This window comes from Amycolatopsis sp. FU40, from assembly GCF_021903635.1.
Lineage (GTDB): Bacteria > Actinomycetota > Actinomycetes > Mycobacteriales > Pseudonocardiaceae > Amycolatopsis > Amycolatopsis dendrobii.
In genome coordinates this window covers 3,083,965-3,109,581 of sequence record NZ_CP091381.1, presented here as the reverse complement: position 1 = coordinate 3,109,581, position 25,617 = coordinate 3,083,965, and the positions used below count along the sequence as shown (strand labels likewise).

The window sequence follows — 25,617 nt, the reverse complement described above, 5'->3', positions numbered from 1 at the left end:
CCGCATGCCCGGTCACTCGAGCGGAAAGTTCGGCCTGACCGCCGGCCAGCTCGAAGAGTTCGAACGAGTCCTGCTGGACGAGGGGCTCGCCGCACCGGGCGATGCCGGGATACCACGACGCACGCCCGGTGCCGCCGCGCCCGCCTCGTTCGCGCAGGAGCGGCTGTGGCTGGCTGAACAGCTCGACGCGGGCAGCGCTTACAACGTCGCCGTCGCGGTCGACGTCGAGGGCGACCTCGATCGGGACTGCCTGTCCTGGGCGCTCGGCGAGGTCGTCCGGCGGCATGAGGCCCTCCGCACCACCTTCGATTCCGCCGACGGCGCCCCGACGCAACGGATCAACGACCGCGGCAGCGCGCCGGTGACCACAGTGGATGCTCGCGAATGGACGGACGACGCGGTCGAGGAGCGCACCGTTTCGGAGGCGCGCCGCACGTTCGACCTCGCCGCCGGTCCGCTGCTGCGGGCGTGTCTGCTGTGCCGTTCGGCCGCGCGACACCGGCTCGTCCTGACCGTCCACCACATCGTCGTTGACGGCTGGTCGATGGGCGTGCTCGTCTCGGAATGGCTGGAGCTGTACGAGAGCCGCCGTGCGGGCCGGGCGCCCGCGCTGGCCGAGGTCGCGCTGCACTACGCCGATTTTGCCTGCTGGCAACGGGAATGGCTCACCGGCGACCGGGTGGAGCGCCAGCTCGCGCACTGGCGGACGGCACTCGCCGGACTGCCCGAACTGGACCTGCCGACCGACCGCTTGCGTCCGGCGGTGCCTACCGGTGAGGGCACGGAGCACGTGTTCGCGCTTCCGGCCGCACTGCGAGCCCCGGCGGCCGAACTGTGCCGTCGCGAGGGCGTCACGCTGTTCATGCTGATCCTCGCCGCCACGCAGGTGCTGCTGGCGCATGAGAGCGGGCAGGACGACATCGCCGTCGGCTCTCCGATCGCCGGCCGGCCGCGGCCCGAGCTGGAGAACGTCGTCGGGTTCTTCTCCAACACCCTGGTGCTGCGCGGCCGCCTGCGCGCCGCCGAGACCTTCCGGGAGTACCTCGGGCGCGCGCGCGAGGCGACGCTCACGGCTTACGAGAACCAGGACGTCCCGTTTGAGCGGCTCGTCGAGGAACTCGCGCCGCGCCGCGCCCTCGACCGCGCGCCGCTGTTCCAGGCGATGCTCGTCCTCGACGCGCCGCTGCCGGAGATTTCCCTGCCGGGGCTGCGGGTGTCGGCTCGGCCGGTGGATACCCGGTCGTCGATGTTCGACCTCACCATCACCCTCGACGAGCGCCTCGCAGGATCAGTGACCTACCGCGCGGATCTGTTCGCCCCGGCCACGATCGCACGCCTGGCCCGAAGGCTCGGCGAGGTCCTCGAACGGATCACGGCGGATCCGGATGTTCCGCTGGCGCGGCTGGCCGAGCCCGGCGCGGCCGAACGGGAACGCCTGTTCGCCATGGGGACCGGCAAGGCCGAGGCACCGGACCGTTCGGTCGTCAGCCGGATCGAAGAGCAGGCGGACCGGACTCCCGACGCCGTCGCGCTCATGTTCGGCGAAAAGACCTGGACGTACCGGCAGCTCGACCAGCGCGCGAACCGGCTCGCCCATCGGCTGCGCGAGCTCGGGGCGGTGCCGGACACCGTCGTCGCGCTCCTGCTCGAGCGCTCGCCGGACTTGCTGATCGCGATGCTCGCAGTGCTCAAAGCCGGCGGCGCGCATCTGCCGCTCGACCCCGCGGATCCCGACGAACGCCTGGCCGCGCTGGTCGCGCATTCGGGCGCGGCCGTTCTGGTGACTGCCCGGCCGGACCGCTTGCCCGGCATGGGGATCGCGACGATCGGGGCAGAGGCGGACGGGCCGGACACCCGGCTGCCGCTGAATGCGACGGCGGACAATCTTGCCTACGTCCGCTACACGTCCGGTTCGACCGGCAAGCCGAAGGGCGTCGCGGTCACGGTCGGAAATCAGGCGCATGTAGTGGACTCGGTGGTCAGCACACTCGGTCTCAATGCCGGGACCCGGATGCTCGGCCGCGCCACCGTCGTGTTCGACATGGCCGAGGTCGAACTGCTCGCGCCGCTCGTCGCGGGCGGCGCGGTGGTATTGCTCGACGAAGAACAGTCCCGGGACCAGCGAGCGGTCGTCGCGGCGGTCAACGCCGGGCGCTGCACCGCGGTTCAGACCACGCCGTCGCTGTGGCGCACCATGCTCGACCTCGGGATGGCACCGCCGTCCGGGATGGCCTTCCTCACCGCAGGCGAGGCGTTGACCGCCGGCCTCGCCGCCGAACTGCGCGCCCGCTCCGCGAGACTGGTCAACCTCTACGGCCCGGCAGAGGCCACCACGGCGACCGTCGGCGACATCACCGCGGAACCGGAGGGACTGCCGTCGATCGGCGGGGTGTTCGGCTCGACATTCGTCGTCGTGCTGGGTCGCGACGGCCGGCTGGTCCGCGAGGGTGTGGTGGGCGAACTGTACGTCGACGGCGGCGGCGTCGCGCGCGGCTATCTCGGCGAGCCGGGGCTCACCGCCGAGCGATTCGTGCCGAACCCGTTCAGCGGGCATGGCGCCCGGCTCTACCGCACCGGGGATCTGGTGCGATGGCGCCCGTCCGGGGTGCTCGAGTACATCGGCCGGGCGGATCACCAGGTGAAGATCCACGGCATCCGGGTCGAGCCGGGCGAGGTGCAGGCCGTGCTGGCGGGCGAGGAATCCGTCGCTGGCGTCGCCGTGGTCGCTGCCGGCCGCGGTCAGTCGACCCGATTGATCGCCTACGTCGTCGCGGCGCCGGGGTACCGGTTCGACGAGCGCGGGCTCCGGACGTACGCCGCGCGGTTCCTCCCGGCCGCGCTCGTGCCGTCGGCATTCGTGGAACTCGCGGCGCTGCCGCTCAACGCCAACGGCAAGCTCGACCGGTTCGCACTGCCCGAGCCGCCCGCCGCGGTGCCCGACGACAGCAAACCGGCGACCCCGGAGGAGCACCTGCTGGCCCAGGTCTGGGCCGATCTCCTCGAACTGCCCGCAGTCGGCGTGCACAGCGATTTTTTCGCGCTCGGCGGCCATTCGCTGCTCGCCACGCAGCTGATGGCCAGGGTCCAGAAGCTGTTCTCTGTCGAGCTTCCGCTGCGCGCGGTCTTCGAATCGCCCACGATCGCCCGGCTGGCCGCGGCGATCGTCGAGGGCCGGGCCGCGCACCCGGCGCTACCGCCCGTCGTCCCGGCCGAGCACGACGTGCCGCCGCTGTCCTTCGCCCAGGAGCGGCTGTGGTTCGTCGATCAGCTGCTCGGTGGCGCGGCCTACAACATCGCCATCGCCGTCGGCCTGACCGGGGAACTCCACGCGGAAAGCCTGACGTGGGCGCTGGAACAGCTGATGCTGCGCCACGAGGTGCTGCGCACGACGTTCGAGGCCGACGGTGGCGAGCCGGTCCAGCGGATCCGGCCCGATGCGCGGATCGCGGTCAAGACCGTCGACACGGCCGGATGGGCCGCGGCGGACGTGGACGCGTTCGCCGCGCGGCACGCCAGCGAGCCGTTCGACCTGGCACGGGACACGCTCGTCCGGGCCTGCCTGTTGCGCTCGGCGGAAACCGAACATCTGCTGGTGTTGACTATCCACCACATCGTCGTCGACGGCTGGTCGATGGGCGTGATCGTCAGCGAGCTCGCCGAGCTCTACGCGAGCCGCCGGGACGGACGCTCGCCCGCGCTTCCGGAAGCGGACCTGCAGTATGCGGACTACGCGGTGTGGCAGCGTGGCTGGCTGCGCGGCGACCGGCTCGACCAGCAACTCGGGTATTGGCGCGAGCAACTCGCGGACGTCCCAGTCCTCGCACTGCCCACGGATTTCCCTCGGCCCGCCGTCCCTGCCGGCGAAGGCGCGGAGTTCGAGTTCGCGCTGCCGGCCGAACTCCGCGGACCGGTCGCCGAACTCTGCCGTCGCGAGGGCGTGACATTGTTCATGCTGCTGCTAGCGGCCGCCCAGGTACTGCTTGCGCACGACAGCGGCCAGCACGACATTGCCATCGGGTCGCCGATCGCGGGGCGGCGCCGCCCGGAACTCGAGCGCCTGGTCGGGTTCTTCGTCAACACGCTGGTGCTGCGCGGGAGGGTCCAGTTCGACGTCCCGTTCCGCGACCTCCTTGCGGGAGTGCGCGAAACGACGCTGGCCGCCTACGAGCATCAGGACATCCCGTTCGAACGGCTCGTCGAGGAAATCGCGCCGCAGCGCGAACTCGACCGGACGCCGCTGTTCCAGGTGATGCTGGTGCTGCAGAACGCGCCTCTGCCCGCGTTGAGCCTGGACGGTGTCGAAGTGACCGCGCGCTCGGTCGATACCGGGTCGGCGATGTTCGACCTGACTGTCACGTTCGACGAAGAGCTCACCGGCACCGTCACCTACCGCACCGACCTCTTCGCCGAGCCGACGATCGCGCGGTTCACCCGGCACCTCGGTGAGATCCTCGCCGCGGTCGTCGCCGACGCCGGGATCTCGGTGGCTGTCCTCGGCGAGCCGACCGGCGAGGAGCGGCACCGGCTGCTGGCCGACTGGAACGGCGACCCGGAACCGCAGCGGACGCCCTCGGTCCGCGAGTTGATCGAGGCACAAGCGGACCGGGCCCCGGAGGCGACCGCATTGCACTTCGGCGACCAGCGGTTCAGCTACGGCGAGATCGAGATTCGGGCCAACCGCCTGGCGAACCGGCTGCGCCGCGCCGGGGCCGGTCCGGACGCGATCGTCGCGGTCTGCCTCGACCGTTCCCCGGAGTTGGTTGTCACGCTGGTCGCGGTGCTCAAAGCCGGCGCGGCCTACTTGCCCGTCGATCCGACTGACCCGGCTGAACGTCTGCAGGCGCTCATCGCCCGATCCGGTGCGCCGGTCGTGGCGACCGAGGAGAGACACCGCGCCCGGCTCGCCATGCCAGGGCCGGAGTTCGTGTGCGTCGAAGACGTCGGCGACGACGAATCGGCCGCGCGCCCCGCGATCCGGCCCGCGGCGGACAACCTCGCCTATGTGCGCTACACCTCGGGCTCGACCGGGCGGCCCAAGGGCGTGTCGATCACTGTCGGCAACCAGTCGCACTTCGTCGGCTCGGCGATCAGCCTGCTCGGGATCGACTCCGCCAGCCGTGTTCTCGCCCGCGCCAACGCGAACTTCGACATGACCGAGGTCGAGGTCCTCTCGCCGCTGTGCGCGGGCGCCGCTGTCGTGCTGCTCGGCGAAGACGAGGCACGGGACCAGCGCGCGGTCGCGGCGGCGATCAACGAAGGACGTTGCACCGTAGCGCAGACCACGCCGTCTCTGTGGCGGACGATTCTGGACCTCGGGCTCGATCCCGCGCCTGACGTCACGTTCATCACTGCGGGCGAGGCTCTCACCGCCGATCTGTCCCGGCGGCTGCAGCCGATGTGCAAGCGGCTGCTCAACCTCTACGGCCCGACCGAGATCACCGTCTACGCGACTTACGACGTCGTCGACGACCCCGAGGCCGCGCCGGCGATCGGCGGGGCGTTCGGGTCGACGTTCCTGGTCGTGCTCGGGCCGGACGGGCGGATGGTCCGCGAAGGAGTCTTCGGCGAGTTGCACGTGGGCGGCGGCGGGGTCGGCCGCGGCTACCTCGGAGCGCCCGCGCTGACAGCCGAGCGGTTCGTCCCGGATCCGTTCGGCCCGCCGGGTTCCCGCCTCTACCGCAGCGGCGACCTGGTGCGGTGGCGTGCGGACGGGTCGCTCGAATACGCCGGACGGATCGATCACCAGGTGAAGATCCACGGCATCCGGGTCGAACCGGGCGAGATCCAGGGCGTGCTGTCCGAGCACGGGTCGGTCGACGACGTGGCTGTTGTCGCGGCGGGCGAAGGCCCGGATGCGCGGCTCGTCGCCTACGTCGTGCCGGCACCCGGCGAGGCGGTCGACTCGGCGGTCCTGCGCGAGTACCTGACCCGGTTCCTGCCGCTTGCTCTCGTGCCGTCAGCGTTCGTCGAACTGGCGGCGCTGCCGTTGAACGTCAACGGAAAACTCGACCGATTCGCGCTGCCAGCCCCGCCGATGACCACAGTCGAGGCCGACACCGCCGCACCGCGGACCGTCGAGGAGGAACTGCTCGCGCAGGTCTGGGCCGAGTTGCTCGGCGCTGAAAACCCCGGCATCCACGACGACTTCTTCGCGCTGGGCGGGCATTCCCTGCTCGCCACTCGGCTGATGGCGCGCGTGCAGACACTCTTCGCGGTGGAACTGCCGCTGCGCGTGGTCTTCGAGTCGTCCACGATCGCCGCGTTGGCCAAGGTCATCGAAAGCGGTCGCGGGGCGCACCCAGCTCTCCCGGCCCTCGACCGCGCACCCCAGCACGACGGCGCGATGCTGTCCTACGCCCAGGAACGATTGTGGCTGCTCGATCAGCTCGTCGGCGGAGTCGCCTACAACATCGCGGCCGGTGTCGGCCTGGTCGGCAACCTCGACACGGACGCGCTGGATCACGCCCTGACCGATCTCGTGGCGCGGCATGAGGCGCTCCGGACGACGTTCGAGGACACCTGCGCCGGCCCGGTGCAGCGGGTGCATTCGCCGGGACCGGTGCGCGCCGAGGTCGTGGACACGACGGGACCGCTGGACGAACTGGCGTCGGCACAGGCTCGACTGCCGTTCGACTTGAGTCGCGGCCCGCTGCTGCGCGCCAGCCTTCTGCGATCCTCGCCGGTCGAACACCTCCTGGTGTTGACCATCCACCACATCGTCGTCGACGGCTGGTCGATGGGCGTGCTCGTTTCCGAGCTTCTCGAGCTGTACGCCGCGCACCACGCAGCTCGGCCCTCCACATTGGACGAGCCGGTGCTGCAGTACGCGGATTATGCGCACTGGCAACGCGGCTGGCTGCGGGGCGAACGCCTCGACCGGCAGCTCGCGTACTGGCGCGAGCAGTTGGCCGACCTGCCGGTCGTGTCCCTTCCGGCCGACCGTCCGCGTCCCGCGGTGCCCACCGGCGCAGGCGCCGAGTTCGAGTTCGCGTTCCCCGCCTCGTTGCTGGAGAAGATCGGGCGCTTGTGCCGCGAGGAAGGCGCCACTCTTTACATGGTGCTGCTCGCCGCGTTGGAGCTAGTGCTCGCGCATCACACCGGCCAGCGCGACATCGTCGTCGGTTCGCCGGTCGCGGGACGCCGCCGCCCGGAGCTGGAGTCGCTGGTCGGGTTCTTCGTCAACACGCTCGTGCTCCGGGGCCGGGTCGACGCGGGCGAGTCTTTCGCCGACCTGCTCGCGAGAGTGCGGGAAACGACCCTGGCCGCGTTCGAGCACCAAGACGCGCCCTTCGAACGGCTGGTGGAGGAGCTGGCGCCACACCGGGATCTGGACCGGTCCCCGCTGTTCCAGATAATGCTCGTGCTGCAGAACGCCCCGCTGCCCGAAATCGAATTGCCGGGGTTGACCGTGACGCCGCGGCCGGTCGACACCCGCGCGTCGATGTTCGACCTGACCGTCACGTTCGACGAACAGCTCGCCGGTACCGTCACGTACCGGACGGATCTGTACGAACGGAACACCATAGCGCGGCTGATCGAGGATCTGCGGCGGGCGCTGGAGAAGGCAGCCGAGGCACCCGGCCGCGCGGTCGAACTGCTCGATGCCGGCGAGCGGGCGCGATTGACCGAGCTCGCCTCCGGCCCGCGCACCCAGATTCCCGCCGTCTGCCTGCACGAGCTGGTCGCCGCGCAGGCTCGGCGCACCCCGGACGCGGTCGCAGTGCATGCGGAACGGGTGCTCACCTACGCCGAACTCGACGCTTGTGCCGATGCGTTGGCGGCGCGGCTGCGTGCGTGCGGCGTCGGTCCGGACACACGGGTCGCGATCGCGCTCCATAGGTGTGCGGCGTTGCCCGTCGCGTTGCTCGGGACGCTGAAGGCCGGCGGGTGCTGCGTTCCGCTCGACCTGGACCAGCCGATCGAGCGGCTGCGGGCGATTGTCTCGGACTCCGGCGCGGTCGCAGTCGTGGCCGGGTCGGACCGGCTCGCCGGGGACCTGCCGAGGCTCGAAGCGGACCTGCACGCCGCCGGCGTCCCGGTCGAATCCGGCGCAGCGCCGGAGAATCTCGGGTACGTCATCTACACGTCCGGTTCGACCGGCCGGCCGAAAGGCGTCCTCGTCCGTCACGCCTCGCTGGTCAACCACATGCTCTGGATGAACCAGGCTTACCCTCTGGGCACTGGCGACCGCGTGCTGCAGAAGACGGCGATCGGCTTCGACGCGTCGATCTGGGAGTTCTGGGCCCCGCTGCTCGCCGGCGCGACGCTCGTCCTCGCCCGGTCCGGCGACGAACGCGATCCCGGCCGCCTGGTGCACCTGCTGCGCGAGCACCGGATCACGACGCTGCAGGTCGTTCCCGCGCTGCTGGAGGTGCTGCTCGACACGCCGGGCATCGCCGGGTGCACGGCGTTGCGGCGAGTGTTCTGCGGAGGCGAGTCGTTGCCCGCTGCGGTCGCCCGCCGGTTCCGCGCCGCCCTGCCCGCACAACTGGTCAACCTCTACGGCCCGGCGGAGTCCTGCATCGACGCGGTCGTGCACGACGTCGGCCCGGACAGCGCGGTGCCGATCGGCCGGCCGGTCAGCAATGTCCGCGGTTACGTCCTCGACGACCGGCACCGGCTCTGCGCGGCCGGCGTCGTGGGCGAGCTGTGCCTCGCCGGGGCCGGTCTCGCGCGCGGTTATCTCGGCCGGCCGGACCTGACCGCCGAGGCGTTCGTGCCGGACCCGTTCGGGGGGCCTGGCGAACGGCTCTATCGGACCGGGGACCTCGCGAGGATGCGGTCCGACGGCACGTTCGAGCACATCGGCCGCCGGGACAGCCAGCTCAAGATCCGCGGACACCGCGTCGAGCCGGCCGAAATCGAGGCGGCGCTCAGCTGCCACCCCGCGGTCCGGGAGATCGCCGTCGCGGCACGCGGACGCCTGGTCGCTTATGTGTCCTTGCGGCCGGGGACATCGCTGACCTTGCCCCAGCTTCGGGCCTACGCGGCCGATGTGCTCCCCGCTGCCATGCATCCCGAGGCATTGGTCGTACTGGACGCGCTGCCGCGCGGGCCGCACGGCAAGCTCGACCGGCCGGGACTGCCGGTGCCGCCACCTCCCGCCCCGGAGGTCGTCCGGCAGCCGACGACAGCTCTGGAACGCCTGGTATGCACGCATTTCGCCGCCGAGTTCGGGCACGAGGTCGATCCTGACGCGTCGTTCTTCGACCTCGGCGGGAATTCCTTGCAGGCCATGCGGCTCATCGCGCGGCTGCGGGCGGCGTCGGGCCGGGACATTCCGCTGAGCATGCTGTTCCAGTCGCAATCGCCCGCGCTGCTGGCCGCGCGGTTGCAGGAGTCCCGCGGCGACCAGGTCCCGTTCGAGATCTCGCGGCACCGCGACCGGGTGCCGCTCTCGTCGGCCCAGCGGCGGATGTGGCTGTTGCATCGGATCGACCCGGCCCGCACCGACCACCACATCCCCGTCGTGGTGCGGCTGCACGGTGTTCTCGACGTCGGCGCGCTGCGCGCGGCGATGACGGATCTTGTTGTCCGGCACGAGATCCTGCGCACGCGATTCGTCGCTGCCGGGTCCGACGTCCACGGCGTGATTTCAGAGTCCCGGGAGGCTTCGCTGGAGCTGGGCGGGAGTCCGGACGCGCTGATCCGCGAGCCGTTCGACCTCGCCGCCGGACCGGTGTGGCGCGCGTGCGTGATCCCGGATGGCGACGACGTGCACGTGCTTGCCGTCGTCGTCCACCACATCGTCACCGACGCGCTGTCGAGCGCGATCTTGATGCGCGACCTCGCCGTGCTGTACCGCGCTCGCCGTCTCCGGATCGCCCCGGCACTGCCCGCTCTGACCGCCGGTTACGCGGACTACGCGGACTGGCAGCGGAGATGGCAGCAGAGCGCCGAACACGACCGCCAGCTCGACTACTGGCGGAATCAGCTCGCCGGTCTTCCGCGGCTGCCGTTCCGGAACGGTTCCGAAGGGGCTCGAGTCCGCTTCGAACTGCCGGAGCAGACCAGACGGCGGCTGGCCGCGCTCGCCGAGGCCGGGCGCACCACGATGTTCGCGGCGACAGTGGCCCTTCTCGGCGTCCTGCTGCACCAGCACACCGGGCAGACCGATCTTCCGGTCGGCGTCGACATGGTCAACCGGCCGCACGCCGAACTCGACGGTGTCGTCGGCCCGTTCGTCAACCGGGTCGTCCTGCGGACCGACCTCGCGGACCTGCCGACCTTCCGCGAACTGATCGACCGGGTGCGGCAGACGACCGAGGACGCCCGCGCGAACCAGGACGTGCCGTTCGAATCCGTGGTGGCGGCGGTCAACCCGGACCGGGCGCGCCGGGGCGACCCGCTGGTCGATGTCCTCGTCGTCTACGACCAGGAGACCGCGCCCGTCCGGTTCGACGACCTGCGCGTCGAAGAGGTCGATGTCCCGGTCGGTCAGCTCAAAGCCCCGCTGACGTTCTTCCTGTGGAACGACGGGGAACGCCTTGCCGGCGGCTTCGACGTCGCGGCGGGCGCCGGCGCGCCGGAGGAGTTCCGCGATCGATTCCTGCGGCTGGCCGAGGCCTGCGCCGCCGAGCCGGACCGGCGCGTGCACGAGTCGGTCGATGTCGTGCCGCGGCGGAAGCGGGGACGGTTCAAGGGCATCCGCCCGACGCCGGTGGCCGCGGGCCCGCTGCCCGCGGTGCTGACTCCGCCCGCCGGTGACGTCGCTGAGTGGATCTCGTCCGTGCGGACGGAGATCGACGACCGATTGGCGGCGGCAGGCGCGATCGTTTTCCCTCGCACGGGGATCTCGGCGCCGGAGTCGTTCGATCGGGTCGCTGCTGCGCTGTGCACCACGCTGTACGCGGAGAACGGCGAGCACATGCGGATCGGCGCCACCGCGCATGCGCAACGCCCGGTGCCTTATGCCGCCGACCGGGAACTGCTGTGGCACAACGAGAATTCGTTCAACGCGGAGTGGCCGGGCAAGATCGTCTTCGGCTGCGAGCAGGCAGCCGAGAGCGGCGGGGAGACGACTCTCGTCGACAGCCGAGAGGTGTACCAGCGGCTCGATCCGGCGCTTCGCCGGCGGTTCGCGGAGAAGAACGTCATGTATCAGCGCACTTTCGGGGGCGGCATCGGGCTCGGCTGGGCGCAGGTCTACGGGACCGGAGACCGCGCCGAAGTCGAGCGCCGCTGCCGAGCCGCGGGCGTCCGGGCGGAGTGGACTTCGGACGGGCGGCTGCGCACCCGCGCTGTCCGTCCGGCGGCGATCAGGCACCCGAAGACGAGTGCCTGGGCGTGGTTCGCCCAGGCACAGCACTGGCACATCGCGTGCCTCGACGACCGTACCCGTGCGGCGCTGCAGGCGAAGTTCCGCGAGGAAGACCTGCCGCGGCACTGTTTCTACGGGGACGGCAGTCCGATCGAAGACTCGGTGATGGCCGAGATCCTCGGCGCGTACCGGGCTCTCGAGGTGACTTACACCTGGCAGAAGGGGGATCTCATGCTCGTCGACAACGTGCTCACCGCACACGGGCGGCGGCCCTACACCGGCACCCGGCTGCAACTGGTCGCGCTGGGCGAACCCACTCCGTTCTCCACCGGCAACGGGAGGCGGCGATGACCACGGGCTACCGGCTCTCGCACCGCCAGCAGAGCCTGCTGCGGTCGGCCGCCGGCGCACCCCTGCGCCCGGCGACCATCACGATCTCCGTCGCCGCGCCCGCCGGTCCAGCCCGGCTGCGCGCGGCCGTGCACTCGGTGGCGGCACGGCATGAGGTGCTGCGAACGAGGTTTCAGGTGCGGCCGGACACCGGCGCGCCGATCCAGACGGTCACTGCCGAGCCGGACGTGCAGTGGCAGGTGCTCGGCCCGATCGACGAGCCGGACGGGAGCGTGGACGACCTGATAGCGGGTGTTCTCGAACACCCTTACGGCGAGACGGGTCAACCGACCGTCGGCGCGACCCTGCTGACCGGCACGGGCGGGTCCGGGCTGCTCGTGCTCGCGATGTCCGCGCTGGCCGTGGACGCCGCCAGCGCGGCCGTGCTTGTCGCCGACCTCCGGCGCGCCTTCCACGGCGAGGCGTTCGACGACGAAGTGGTCCAGTACGCGCAGTTCTCCGAGTGGCAGCACGAGAATGCCGACGGGACTGCGGACGACGGCGCCGCGTACTGGCGGCGTGTTTTCGGCGAGGTTGCGAATCCGCCCGGTCTGCCGCTGGCGCGGGAGCGCGCGAACGGACAGGCGGGAGTCCGGCGGCGTGCCCTCGACGCAGACCTCGACAAGGCGGTCCGAGCCCTCGCTGACGTCGAACGGACCACCCCGGAGACGGTCGTTTTCGCGGGGTGGGCCACTGCCCTGCTGCGGCTGAACGGCACATCGGAACTCACCGTCTGGCGAACGCTCGACGGGCGTGCCGACGAGGAACTCCGGACCGCGGTAGGACCGTTCGCGGCCACCGTGCCCTCGACGTTCTCGGTGCGGGCGCGGACCCGATTCTCCGACGTGCTCGCCCAGGCGCAGCACACCACCGCGGAGAACGAGCGCTGGCTTGATCGGCTCGGTCCCGAAGCGAACGGCGCGCTCGGGTTCGGGTTCGACGTGATCGACCCGCCCGCGCCCGCCGGCGGGTTCGCCCTCACCCAGGTGACCGTGCTGGGCCCGTCGTTCCCGGTCGCGCTCCGGTTCTTCCGCGCCGGACCGCCGCATCTCGAACTGCGTCACGGTCCGGACCTGCGTCCCGAGGACGCCGACGTCCTGCTGGACCAGGTGGTCGCGGTACTCGCGGATGGCTGCGCCGAGCCGTCGCGCGATCTCGCCGGCTTGTCGCTGCTGACTGCGGCCGAGCGCGAACGCATGGCCGAAGCGAACGCCGCCGCAGCGGCGTCCGGCCAGTCGTTCCCGGAGATGTTCGCGAAACAGGTCCGGGCGACACCCGAGCGCAACGCGGCCGTGCACGGCGACCGCGCGCTGACCTACGCGGAACTCGGCCGGTCGTCGGACCGCATCGCGGCGGCTCTGCGTGCCCGGGGGATCGGCCGCGGCGCGGTCTGCGCGTTCTGGCACCGGCACGGCATTGGCGTGCTCGAAGGACTCCTGGGCGTGCTGAAGGCCGGCGCCGCCTATGTGGTCCTCGACCCGCAGTGGCCCTACGACCGGATCGCGGAGGTTTTGCGCGACTGTGCGCCCGCCGTGCTGCTCACCGAGAAGGCGCTGGTTCCCGACCCTGGCGCGGCCCCGATTCCCGTGGTGCGGCTCGACATCGACGTCGACACCGAGCTCGGCACGGTGGTTTCCGGTCCCGGGGTTGGCCCGGACGATCTCGCCTACCTTGTGTACACCTCGGGGTCCACCGGCGCACCGAAGGGCGTGTGCGTGACCCATCGCGGGCTCGCGAACTACCTCGCCTGGGCTGCGGACGCTTATCCGGTGTCGGGCGACCGGCCCGCGCTCGCTCATTCCGTCCCGGTCTACGACATGGCGGTGACGACACTGTTCGCCCCGCTGCTGCGAGGCGGGAGCATCCGGTTCACCGAGGCCGAAGGACTGGACGGGATCGTTCGTGCGCTCGACGACGGCGAACTCGGTCTGCTCAAGCTGACTCCCACGCACCTGCGGCTGCTGCCGCGTCTGGTGGGGGACCGCGCTTCGCGGCTCGCCGACGCCGTCGTCCTCGGCGGCGAGGCCTTGTCCGAGGACGTCGTCGCTCAGTGGCGGCCCGCCCCGTTGCTGGTCAACGAGTATGGTCCCAGCGAAACCGTAGTCGGCTGCGCGTTCTACGACTGCTCGGCCCCGTCCGGCGCCGAGTCGGTGCCGATCGGCAAGCCCATTGCCGGAACCCGCCTCTATGTCCTCGACGAGAGGATGCAGCGGGTGCCGATGGGTGTGCCGGGCGAGTTGTACGTCGGAGGGGCGGGCGTGGCCCGCGGCTATCACGGCGAACCGGCGCTGACCGCCGAGCGGTTCGTGCCCGACTCGTTCGGCGACGAGCCCGGCACCCGGCTCTACCGGACCGGAGACATCGTCCGCCAGCTCACGACCGGCGACCTGGTCTGCTGCGGACGGATCGACGATCAGGAACAGGTCAACGGATTCCGAGTCGAGCCCGCCGAGATCGAGGCCGCCCTCGCGACGCACCACGCGGTTCGTTCCGCCGCTGTCGGCGTCCGGCGCGACGGAGACGACCTCGCCCAGCTCGTCGCCTGCGTAGTCCCCGAGGGCCGGGCGCCGCATCCCGACGAGCTCCGGCGACACCTGCGCGGAACCCTGCCGCAGCACCTGATTCCTGCGGTCCTGGCGGCGGTGGACGAACTGCCTCTGACCGCGAGCGGCAAGCTGGACCGCAAGGCCGTACCGAGGCTGGCGGAGAGTCTTCGTCCCCGGCGGTCCGCACCGTTGCCGCCGCGGACCGAGGTCGAGCAGACCGTGCTGCGGGTGTGGCAGGAAGTCCTCGCCGACCCCTGGGTCGACGTCGGGAGCAATTTCTTCGATGCCGGCGGGACGTCGTTCCTGCTGCTGGACGTCGCCGTGCGGCTGGAGGCAGAGCTCGGCGTCGAGGTCCCGGTGCTGACCTTGCTGGAGCATCCCACGGTCGCCGCGGCCGCCCAGCAGCTCACCGCCTCCGGCGAGGACGACTCCGCGCCGGCCGAGGACCGCGTCGCGAAACAGCGGGCGGCGATGGCGAGGATGCGGCAGCGGCGCGTCGGACAGGACGGCGCGTGATGCAGGACGCCATCGCGATAACCGGCATGGCCGGGCGCTTCCCCGGTGCTGGGGACGTCGACCAGTACTGGCGCAACATCCGGACCTCGACCGAGTCGATCTCCTTCTACACCAAAGACGAACTGCGTGCGGAGGGGTTCGACGAGGAGACCCTCGCGAATCCGGATTTCGTGGCGGCCGGTGGCGAACTCGCCGGCAGTTCGCTCTTCGACGCGGCCTATTTCGGCTACTCGCCGCGCGAGGCCGAGCTGATCGACCCGCAGCAGCGCGTGTTCCTCGAATGCGCGAGCGCCGCGCTGGAGCGGGCCAACGTGGTGCCGAATCCGCGGCTGCGCGTCGGCGTGCTCGGCGGCGCAGGGATGAACACCTACCTGGTGCAAAACGTACTGGCGCATCCCGAGCTGATCGACCCGGCACTCGCGCCGCAGGTCATCATCAGCAACGACAAGGACTACCTGGCCCTGCGCGTGGCGTACAAGCTCGGCCTGCAAGGTCCTGCGCTGACGGTCCAGACCAGCTGTTCGTCCTCGCTGGCGGCGGTTCACCTGGGTTGTCGGATGCTGCTGACCTACGACTGCGACGTCGTTCTAGCGGGTGGTGCCACCGTCTCGTCGCCGCAGCGGCGCGGGTACGTCTACCAGCGAGGCGGCGTAGCGTCGCCGGACGGGCACTGCCGGGCCTTCGACGCTCGCGCCGATGGGCTCGCCCCCGGCTCAGGCGTCGGCGTCGTCGTGCTGAAACGCTTGGAGGAGGCGCTCGAGAACCGGGATGTGATCCACGCCGTGATCCGCGGCTCGGCGCTCAACAACGACGGATCGGCCAAGGTCGGGTTCACTGCGCCGAGCGTGGCTCTGCAGGCCGAAGCGGTCGCCGAAGCCCTCGCCTCGGCCGGGGTTGACGCGGCGTCGATCGGCTACGTCGAGGCACACGGCACCGCGACGCGGCTCGGCGACCCGATCGAGGTCGCCGCGCTCACCCGCGCGTTCCGCCGCACCAGCACGGCGACCGGATTCTGTGCGCTCGGCTCGGTGAAGACGAACATCGGACACCTCGACGCCGCCGCCGGCGTGGCCGGGCTGATCAAGACCGCGATGGCGCTGCGCCACCGGGAACTCCCGCCGAGCCTCAACTTCGAGCAGCCCAATCCGCACATCGACTTCGCCGGCAGCCCGTTCTTCGTCAACGTCGCCGCTCGTCCCTGGGAGGCGGACGGACCGCGCCGGGCGGGGGTCAGCGCGTTCGGGCTCGGCGGTACGAATGTCCATGTGGTTCTGGAGGAAGCGCCCCCGCGTCCGGAACCCGAGCCGTCGCCCTGGCCCCAGCTGCTGCTCAGCTCGGCCCGCTCGCCCGCCGCGCTGAGCGCGGCGCGCACCGAACTCGCCGATCATCTGGCCGCGCGTCCCGGCGTCGCGTTGGCGGACGTCGCGCATACCCTGCTCCGCGGGCGGCAGCCGCATCCACACCGGCTCGCGACCGTCGCCGCGGACGCGGCGGAAGCAATCGATCTGCTGCGGGACCCCGCTGCGGGAGTCGAGGCGGGCACTGCGGACCTGATCTTTCTGTTCCCCGGCGTGACGGAAGTGCCCAGGGGAGCCGGGAGCGAGCTGTATCGCCGGTACGGGGTGTTCCGTGAGGCGATCGACGAGTGCCGGCCGCAGGCGGACGTGCTGTTCACCGGGCCGTCCCGGCCGAGGGACGCGGCGGTCGCCACGTTCGCGTCGAGCTACGCACTTGCCCGGTTGCTGCTGTCGTGGGGGCTGGCGCCGCGTGCGATGGTCGGCCACAGCATGGGGGAGTACGTTGCCGCGGTCCTGGCCGGCGTGCTTCCGACGGCCGACGCGCTCCGGCTGGTCTTGCTGCGGTACGAGCTGCTCGAGCGGATTCCGTCCGGTGCGATGCTCAGCGTGCCGTTGTCCGAAAAGGACATTCGTCCGCTGCTGCGCGAGGATCTCGACGTCGCTGCGGTGAACACTGCCGGATCCACCGTGGTGTCCGGGCCGGTGGCCGCGATCGAGCGACTGGAATTCGAAGCGAAGGAACGCGGTGCGGACCCGGTCCGGCTGCGCGTGCCGGTCGCGACGCATTCCGCTCTGCTCGAACCGGTTCTCGGCGAGTTCGCGGCCGCGGTCGCCTCGACACCCTTCGCCGAACCACGCCTGCCTTACGTTTCGTCGTTGACCGGCACCTGGGCCGACGCGGCCGAGGTGTGCCGCGACGAGTACTGGGTGCGGCAGTTCCGCGAAACCGTGCGATTCGCCGACGCACTCGACACCTTGCCTCCCGACGCCGTCGCCGTCGAGGTCGGGCCCGGCTGTGCGCTCGCTTCGCTCGCCCGGGCACACGGCCGGTTTCCGTGCTGGCCGCTGCTGCCGACTCGCCGCGCCCGCTCGGAAATGACCGAGTTTCTCGGCGCGGTCGGCCAGCTCTGGCAGTCCGGTGCCGACCTCTCCGCCGCGGAGATCGCCGCAGACGAGACCCGCGCTTACGCCGAGCTGCCGACATACCCGTTCGAACGGCAGTCCTACTGGCTCGGCGCCGGCCGTGCAGCGGCCGCCGAAGAGGGGATCCGCTACGCGTCGCCGCTTTGGCGCCGGGCGCCGTTGCAGCCGACGGCTCGCGAAGACACGACCTACCTTGTGCTCGCCGACGGAGCCGCGGGCACCGAGGTCGCTCGTATGCTGCCCGGCCGGGTCGAATTGGTCACCGCGGGCGTGGACTTCGCGCGTGGCGACGTCGAGGACTACGTCAAGGTGCTGAAGTCGCTCGACGTCCCGCCGACCGACATTGTGCACGCCTGGCACGACGACGGCGGCTTGCTCGGCCAGGCGTACGACGCTTTGCGGTTGCCCGGGCCCGACCGGACCTGGCGGCTCGTCGACCGCGTCCACGACGTCACCGGCACCGAGGCCTTGCTGCCCGGCCCCGACGGAGCCGTCGACCACACCGTCGATGTCGACCCCGCCGACCCCGCGGCGGCAGTCCGGGAAATCGGCGGCGGCAACGACCCGGTCGTGGCGTACCGCGGCGTGTATCGCTGGACTCGTTCTGTCGAGCCGGTCGCCCTCACCGTGCCTGGCGGGAGTGCACTGCGTTCCGGCGGGCTGTACGTGCTGTCCCGCGACAGCGCAGTGTTCGGCGAACACCTCGCCGACCGCTGCGGAGCGAAGGTGGTGATCCTCGACGCCGGCACCGAGACGGCGATGCTGCGGAGCATCCGGGACGTCAGGGCGCGGCACGGCGCGATCGACGGCGTGATCCTACCTGCGCGATTGCTCGATCCGTACGCGCTCGCCGAAGCGCTCGGCGGCGGCGATCCGTTGTGCATACTGCATTCCGGCCCCGAGATCCCCGCGCCGATCGAGACCGCCGTCCGCGCGCTCAACCGGGAGGGCGGCCGCTGGCTCGTGGTGAGCTGGGACGGCAGCGTGGGGCCGGACGACGTCGGCGACGTCCTGGAGCGGGTCGCGGCAGTCCCGGAGCACGGGGTGCTCTTCGTGTCCCGTCCCGGCGGCCGGCAACGAGAAAACGCCGCCGGGTCCCCGGAAGAGCACAGCTCGCGGCACGGCCGCCCGTCGTTGCCGACCCCGTACCTGGCCGCTCGCAACGACATCGAGGCCGAGCTGGTCGGCATCTGGGAGGAGGTCACCGGGATCGCCCCTCTCGGCGTGCACGACGACTTCTTCGCCCTGGGCGGCCATTCGCTGATGGGAACTCAGGTCGTCGCCCGTCTGCGTGCCGCGTTCGGCGTCGACTTCCCGCTGGCCCGGCTGTTCGACTCGCCGACGATCGCCGAGATGGCCCAGGTCGTCGTGCGGCTCGCGGCCGAAGCGGACGACACCGGCCTGGAAGCGCTGCTGGCTGAGATCGAACTGTCCTCCGACGACCCTGCTGCTGATGGGTGAACCCGACATGACGACAACGCCCCGCGACCCCGAGCTCGACCGGCGGATCGCCGCGCTTTCCCCTCGTCAGCAGGAACTGCTGATGCGACGGTTGCGCGAGCACCGCGCGACTGCGCCGGACGAACCGCCGATTGTGCGGCGTCCGGTGACCCGCGCGCCGCTGTCGTACGCGCAGCACCGGCTTTGGTTCGTCGACCAGCTTGACCCGGGCACGCCGCATTACAACGTCGCAATCGCCGTGCCGGTCCGCGGCGCTGTCGACACCGATGTGCTGCAGCAGGCCGTCGACGACCTGGTCCGCCGCCACGAAGCGCTGCGTACCACGTTCGAACTCGACGACGAGACACCGGTTCAGGTGGTCCACGAGCACGTCGCCGTGCCGTTGGCCGTCCGGGACCTCCACCGCGAGGACGACGTCCAGGAAGCGGTGGGCGAGTTCTCCCGGCAGCCCTACGACCTCGCCGCCGGGCCGCTGGTCCGGTTCCTCGTGCTGCGGCTCGGCGAGCGGGAGCACGTGCTGGGCATCGCGATGCACCACATCGTCTCCGACGCGCGGTCGATCGAGATCGTGCTGCGCGAGCTCGGTGCGGCCTACGAGGCGTTGCGCCGCGGAATCGTCGGGGCGTTGCCCGAACCCGACCTGCAGTACGCGGATTTCGCCCTCTGGCAACGGGAAAAGCTGCAGGGGGAGGTTCTCGAACGCCAGACCGGGTACTGGCGGCTGCAACTGGCCGGGGAACTGCCGCCGCTGCAGCTGCCGGCCGACCGTGCCCGGCCCGCCGAACCGCTGTTCACCGGCAAGCAGCGGCTGCACGAGCTGCCCGCTGAGGTCAGCGCACGGCTGCATGCCCTGACAGCCGAAGAGCGCACCACGCCGTTCGCGCTGTTCTTCACCGCGATCGCTGCGCTGCTGCATCGCTACACCGGGCAGGACGACCTGGTCGTCGGCGCGCCCATCTCGAATCGCTCGCGCACCGAGCTCGAAGGCACTGTCGGGTATCTCGGGAACACCCTTGGGCTGCGCGCCGACCTCAGCGGCGAGCCGACGTTCCGGGACGCCCTGCGCCGCAACCACAAGGTCGTCTTCGACGCCCTCGCGAATCAGGATCTGCCGTTCGACAAGGTTGTCGAGCTCGCTCAGCCTGAGCGCGACTTGAACCGCACTCCGCTGGTACAGGTCATGTTCGTGTACCACACCGACGAGAACCGCGCGGACGAGGCGGCAGGACGGGAACTGAGCATCGGTGCGCCGTTGGTGATCGACAACGGCACGGCCAAGTTCGACCTCACGTTCAGCGTGCGCCATCGAGACGGCGCGACCCTCCTGGCGCTCGAATACTCCACCGAGTTGTTCGATCCGGCGACGATCGACCGGCTCGTCGGGCACTGGGAAACGCTGCTGGGCGCGGCAGCCGCCGATCCGGACACTCCGATCGGACGGCTGCCGCTGCTCGCCGAGGCTGAACGACGCACCATCATCGAGAGCTGGAACGCGACGGCTGCGCCGTTTCCCGAGCAGTCCTGTCTGCATGAGCTGATCGAGGAGAACGCCGCGGCGAGCCCCGGCGCTGTCGCCGCCGCCGACGGGTCCCGCACCCTGACCTATCGCGAACTGGACGAGCGGGCGAACCGGCTCGCCCGCCACCTGCGCACGTTGGGCGCCCGACCGGACGTCCCGGTCGCCGTGCGCCTGGACAAGTCGGTGGACGTGGCGGTAGCGCTGCTCGGCATCCTGAAGTCCGGCAGCCCTTACCTGCCGCTGGATCCGGCAGGCCCGGCGGCCCGGACCGAGCACATGCTCGCCGAAGCGGAAGTGCCGGTGCTGCTCACGCGCGCCGGACTGCCCGGCCGTGGCGTCCCTGAGACGTTGACGACGGTGTTGATCGACGAGGACTGGCCGGTGATCGAGCAGCGGTCCGCTGCCAAGCCCGATGTGGCGGTGACCGCCGGGGATCTCGCATACGTCATCTATACCTCGGGGTCGACTGGGACGCCGAAGGGCGTGATGGTCGACCACCGCGGGCGTGTCAACAACTTCCACGACTTCAATACGCGGTTCGCCGTCGGAGCCGGCGACGCCGTGCTTGCGCTCGCCTCCTTGACGTTCGACATGTCCGCCTACGACGTCCTCGGCACGCTCATGGCGGGTGCCCGGATTGTTTTTCCGGCCCCGGGGGCTGACCGGGACCCGGCGGACTGGCTGGAGCGGATGCGGGCCGAGCGGGTGACGGTATGGCATTCCGTGCCCGCGCTGCTGGAGATGCTCGTCGAGTATCTGGAGGCCGAAGGCGCCACCCTGCCCGATCTCCGGCTGGTGCTGCTCGGCGGCGATTGGGTCCCGCGCACGCTCCCAGCGCGGATTCGCGCGGCCGCGCCCGGAGCGCGGGTCGTCGTCATGGGCGGTGCCACCGAGGTGTCGATGGACTCGACTATCCACGAGTTGCGCCCGGACGACGAAACCATCCCGTACGGCAGGCCGATGGCCAATCAGCGCGCCTACGTTCTCGATTCGCGTCTCCAACCCGTCCCGGTCGGCGTCGCCGGCGATCTCTACCTCGCCGGGGTCGGCGTCGGCCGCGGGTACCTCGCGAATCCCGAACTCACTGCCCAGAAGTTCCTCGAAAGCCCGCTGCCGGAGGAACCCGGCCGGATCTATCGGACCGGCGATCTGGCCCGCTACCGCGCGGACGGCAACCTCGAACTTCTCGGCCGCTCCGACTTCCAGATCAAGATCCGCGGCTGGCGCATCGAACCCGGAGAGATAGAGGCCGTCGTGCGGGAGCACGCCGCGGTCAAGGACTGCCTGGTCGTCGCGCAGACCGTCGGCAACGGGACGAAACGGCTCGTCGGCTACCTGCTGCCGAGGGGCCCGCTCGACCTCGCAGACGTGCGGGACTGGACGGAGGCGCGACTGCCGGATTACCTGGTGCCCTCGGCGTTCGTCGTCCTCGACCGGCTTCCGCTGACCGCCAACGGCAAAGTGGACCTGCGGAACCTGCCGAGCCCCGCCGCGGCCCAGGACGCGCCGCCGGTCGAGCCGCGGAGCGGCGCGGAGCGGACGCTCGCGGAAATCTGGCAGGAGTTGCTCGGCGGCGTCCAGATCGGGATCGACGACAACTTTTTCGCGTTGGGCGGCGACTCGATCAAGACCATCCAGACCATCGCCCGGGCGAAGAAACGCGGGTTGCGGCTGACCCCGCGCCAACTGTTCCAGCACCAGACGATCCGGGATCTGGCCGCCGTCGCGGAGACCGTCGAACCGCAGCCGGCGGCGGCAGCAGCGCTTCTGCCCGCTGAAACGCTCGCGAGACTCCGTGCCGAGCACGAGGATTTCGAGGACGCGTACCCGCTTCCGCCGATGCAGCGCGTGATGTACGAGCAGGCGGTGCACGAGCCGCCGGAAGGGCTCTACATCATCCACGCCGACTATTTCTTCACCCCTGGCGGACTTGACACCGGACTGCTTGTCCAGGCGTGGCAAGCGGTGATTGACCGTTATCCCGTGCTGCGCAGCACTTTCCACGCAGACGGTCTCGACGAGCCGGTCCAGGTGGTGCACCGCACGGCGAGCGTCGTGGTCGAACGGCACGACCTGCGCGGCATGACGACCGAAGAGCAGTTGCGGCGGCAGGACGAAATCGTCTCCGACGACCGCCGCCGCGGGTATGACTTGACCCGCGCGCCCCTCGTGCGGCTGCTTCTGCTGCGGCTAGACGACGATGCTTGCAAGTACATCAGCTCGAACCACCACATCGTGCTCGACGGCTGGTCGCGGGCGATCGTGCAGCAGGAAGTCTTCGCCGTCTACGAAGCGCTTCGCCGTGGCGAGCGGGCCGCCTTGCCGCCGTTCCGGCCTTTCCGCGACTACATCTCCTGGGTGCGCGCACAAGACACCGCTGGCGCCCGCGAAACCTGGGCGCGCTACCTGGCTGGTTTCACCGAGCCGACGCCGTTGGTCGCGGCACGCGGCGTCCCCGACCCTGCCCGGACCGGACCGTTCGCCAAACAGAGCATCGCGCTCGACGCGGATGCCGCCGCGCGTCTCGACCGGTTCACGCGTACGCACCAGATCACGCAGAACACCGTGATGCAGGCGGCGTGGTCGCTGCTGATGTGCCGCTACACCGGCCGTCGCGACGTCGTGCTCGGCGTGGTGTCGTCCGGACGCACCACCGAACTCGACGAGATCGACACGGTCGTCGGCCTGTGCGTCAACGCGCTGCCGGTGCGGACCGTGGCCGATCCGGAAGAGCCCCTGCTGCCGTTCCTCATCCGCCAGCAGCAGGAACAGGTCGAGCTGCGCGAACTCGACCACACTCCGCTGGCGGAGATCAGCGGCGTGCTCGGGTTCGCCGGCGCGCCGTTCGAGACGATCATGGTCTACGAGAACTATCCGTGGGACGGTTCGCTGGTCGCGCTGGCCGACCGGGTGTCGTTCGACCATCCGTTGTGCCGGCCGGACTATCAGCTCGCGCAGTTCGAATACCCGCTGAGGGTCGAGGTCGCACCCGGCATCCCGCTGCTGATCATGCATTACTACACCGACTCGTTCGCCCATGCGGCGATCTCCGAGATGCTTGCCGACTGGGCGGCCGCGATCGACCTGATGGTCCGCGACCCGCGACAGCCGCTCGGGAGTTTGCTGTGAATGCCGACACGAGCCTCGCCGCCGCGCTGACTGCGGAGCCGGACCCGCCCGGCCGCCGGAGCACGCCGTGGGCAGCGCTCTCGGCCGTGCTGCTGGTCCTTGCCGCGGTCACCGGGGTCGTGGCGGCGCGCCAGAGCCCGGACCCCGCTCCAGCCGACGCCCCGGCTACGGCCTTCTCAGCTGGCCGGGCAATGGCGCACGTCGATGCCGTGGCCGGCGCGCCGCGGCCGACCGGGTCGGCCCGTCTGGAGAAAGCACGGCAGTACCTGGTCGCCGCGCTGCGCGGGCTCGGTCTGAACCCGCAGACGGTCACCAGGACGGCGTGCCGGGACCAGCCGGACGCCGAGGCGACCTGCGGCCGCGTCACCGATTTGCACGCACTCATCCCGGGCGCCCAGCACGGTGGCACTGTCGTCCTTGTGTGCCACTACGACTCCAATCCCGGCGGCCCGGGTGCCGCGGACGACGGGTTCGGCGTCGCCACCCTGCTCGAAACCGCGCGGGCGCTCCGAGCGGGGCCACCGCAGGAGAACGACGTCATGCTGCTGTTCACCGACGGCGAGGAGGCTGGCCTGCTCGGCTCACGCGCCGCGCTCGACGCGGGCCTGCTGCCCGACCCGGCGCACAGCGTTGTGCTCAACCTCGAAGCGCGCGGCGTGTCCGGCCCGGCGGTGATGTTCGAAAGCTCGGCGAGCAACTCGGCTGTGGTCAGCGCCCTGCGGGACGACACCGCGGACGCGGCCTCGTTGTCCTCATTGGTGTACGGACTTCTGGGCAGCGACACGGACTTCAGCGAGTTCCGCGCGGCGGGACGGTCCGGTATGGGTTTCGCCGTCGTCGGCGGCTCGGCCCGCTACGACACCGCTTTGGACAGCATCGCGAACGCGGACCCGAGCGGCCTGCAAGACCTGGGGAACGCAATCCTCGCCGCCACCCGGAACCTCGCGGCGGCGAACCTGTCGGCGACAGTCGACGACGGGCCCGCGACGTACTTCCCGGTCTTCGGCCGCCTGGTGGTCTACCCCGAGTTCGTCGATCTCGTGGCCGCGATCCTGGCATTGGCGGTTCTGGTCACAGCGCTGGCGCTCGGACGCCGGCGGCGGACGGTGCGGCTGTCCGCCGTACTGGCGGGGGGCGGGGGACTGGCGGCCGCGGTCGTCGTCGCGGGCGGGTTGGGACTCGCTCTTTGGGAACTGATCCTGCTGGTCCGTCCTGACTACGTTGGTTTCCTTTCCGGCAATCCGTTCCGCGCGGATTTGCCGGACGTCGGCGCGGCAGTGATCGCCGTGGCGGTCGCCGTCGTGTGGTGGCTGGTGGCGCGCCGCCGCGTCGAGCCGCTCGAGACGTCGCTTGCAGTGACTGCGGTGCTGGCGGTGGCGGGCGTCGCCGCGGCGGTCCTCATCCCCGGCGCGAGCTACCTCCTGGTGTGGCCTGGGCTAGGGGGCGCGGCCGCAAGCCTGGCCGCGGTCCTGGCGCCCGACACCCGTTGGCATGCACTGTTCTGGGCACTGCCGGCGGCGGTCGCCGTCGTGCTGGTGCTCCCCGTGGCACTTCTGCTGTTTCCCGTCACGGGGCTCGCCATGGTGGCGGCGCCAATGGTCCTGCTCGCGCTGCTGGCGGCGGCGGTCGTTGCCGGGCTCGCGGCACCTCGGATGCGTCGCCGCACCGTTGCCGCGACGGCTGCCGTACTGGTACTGGCAGGCCTCGCGCTGACCGGCACGGGGCTCGCCCGGGACACCGTAGACGCGGCGCACCCCAAGGAACTCTCGATGATTTACGGTCTGGACGCCGACACCGGTCAAGCGAACTGGCTGAGCCCGTACCCGGCAGCCGAACCGTTCGTCGACCACTACGTGGGCCAGGACAGCCGGGGCTGGACGGACCGGTACCCGTTGCTGCTGGCCCCCGCCTACCGGTCCGGGAAGGCGGCATTCGTCTCCGTCGCCGCTCCTGCTGTAGACCGGCTCGCCAGCACGCCGCTCGCCGAGGGCCGGGTACTCCAGCTGCGGTTGCACTCGACCCGCCCGGACGCCACCGCGCTGGCCGTGTACGTCGATACGGCCGCGACGCCGGTGGTCCGCGCGGAGGTCGAGGGACGTCCGGTCAGGGGCGGAATAAACCACGATGCCTCGTATGGGTGGGGCTGGGGTGCCACCTTCGTGGGCGGCGAGGCGGACCTCCGCCTGACGGTCGCCGGAAACCGGCCGGTGCGCCTGCGGGTTCTTGCGCAGACGCCGGGCTTGCCGTCAGCCGCGATGGATCTGCCGATGCCGGACACCGTTGCTGGTGCCAGTTTTCCGTCGATCCAGACCCTCGCGGCCCGCACCGTGACGTATTGACGGCCCGATCACGAAA

5 protein-coding genes are annotated in these 25,617 nt (G+C 70.9%); all 5 read left to right on the top strand.

Annotated elements, in window-relative coordinates:
• Nucleotides 1-4: 4 nt before the first annotated feature.
• The 5 genes from L3Q65_RS15280 to L3Q65_RS15260 are packed head-to-tail and all read left to right on the top strand — an operon-like array spanning nt 5 to nt 25,601.
• Nucleotides 5-11,611 carry a non-ribosomal peptide synthetase gene (locus tag L3Q65_RS15280; protein ID WP_237600048.1) on the top strand — a complete coding sequence of 3,869 codons (11,607 nt, stop codon included), beginning with the start codon at nt 5-7 and terminating at the stop codon, nt 11,609-11,611.
• Nucleotides 11,608-14,712, top strand: coding sequence for an amino acid adenylation domain-containing protein (locus tag L3Q65_RS15275; protein WP_182889002.1), 3,105 nt, complete (start codon nt 11,608-11,610; stop codon nt 14,710-14,712). The genes L3Q65_RS15280 and L3Q65_RS15275 overlap by 4 nt, the downstream gene beginning before the upstream one ends.
• Nucleotides 14,712-18,614, top strand: coding sequence for a type I polyketide synthase (locus tag L3Q65_RS15270; protein WP_237600895.1), 3,903 nt, complete (start codon nt 14,712-14,714; stop codon nt 18,612-18,614). Before L3Q65_RS15275 ends, L3Q65_RS15270 begins: the two co-directional genes overlap by 1 nt.
• Nucleotides 18,607-23,262: a non-ribosomal peptide synthetase gene (locus L3Q65_RS15265; protein ID WP_182889004.1), complete on the top strand. Its 4,656-nt coding sequence runs from the start codon at nt 18,607-18,609 to the stop codon at nt 23,260-23,262. Before L3Q65_RS15270 ends, L3Q65_RS15265 begins: the two co-directional genes overlap by 8 nt.
• The gene (locus L3Q65_RS15260; RefSeq protein WP_237600047.1) at nt 23,259-25,601 is read left to right on the top strand and encodes a M20/M25/M40 family metallo-hydrolase; all 2,343 of its coding nucleotides are present in this window, start codon (nt 23,259-23,261) and stop codon (nt 25,599-25,601) included. The genes L3Q65_RS15265 and L3Q65_RS15260 overlap by 4 nt, the downstream gene beginning before the upstream one ends.
• The last annotated feature ends 16 nt before the right edge of the window (nt 25,602-25,617 follow it).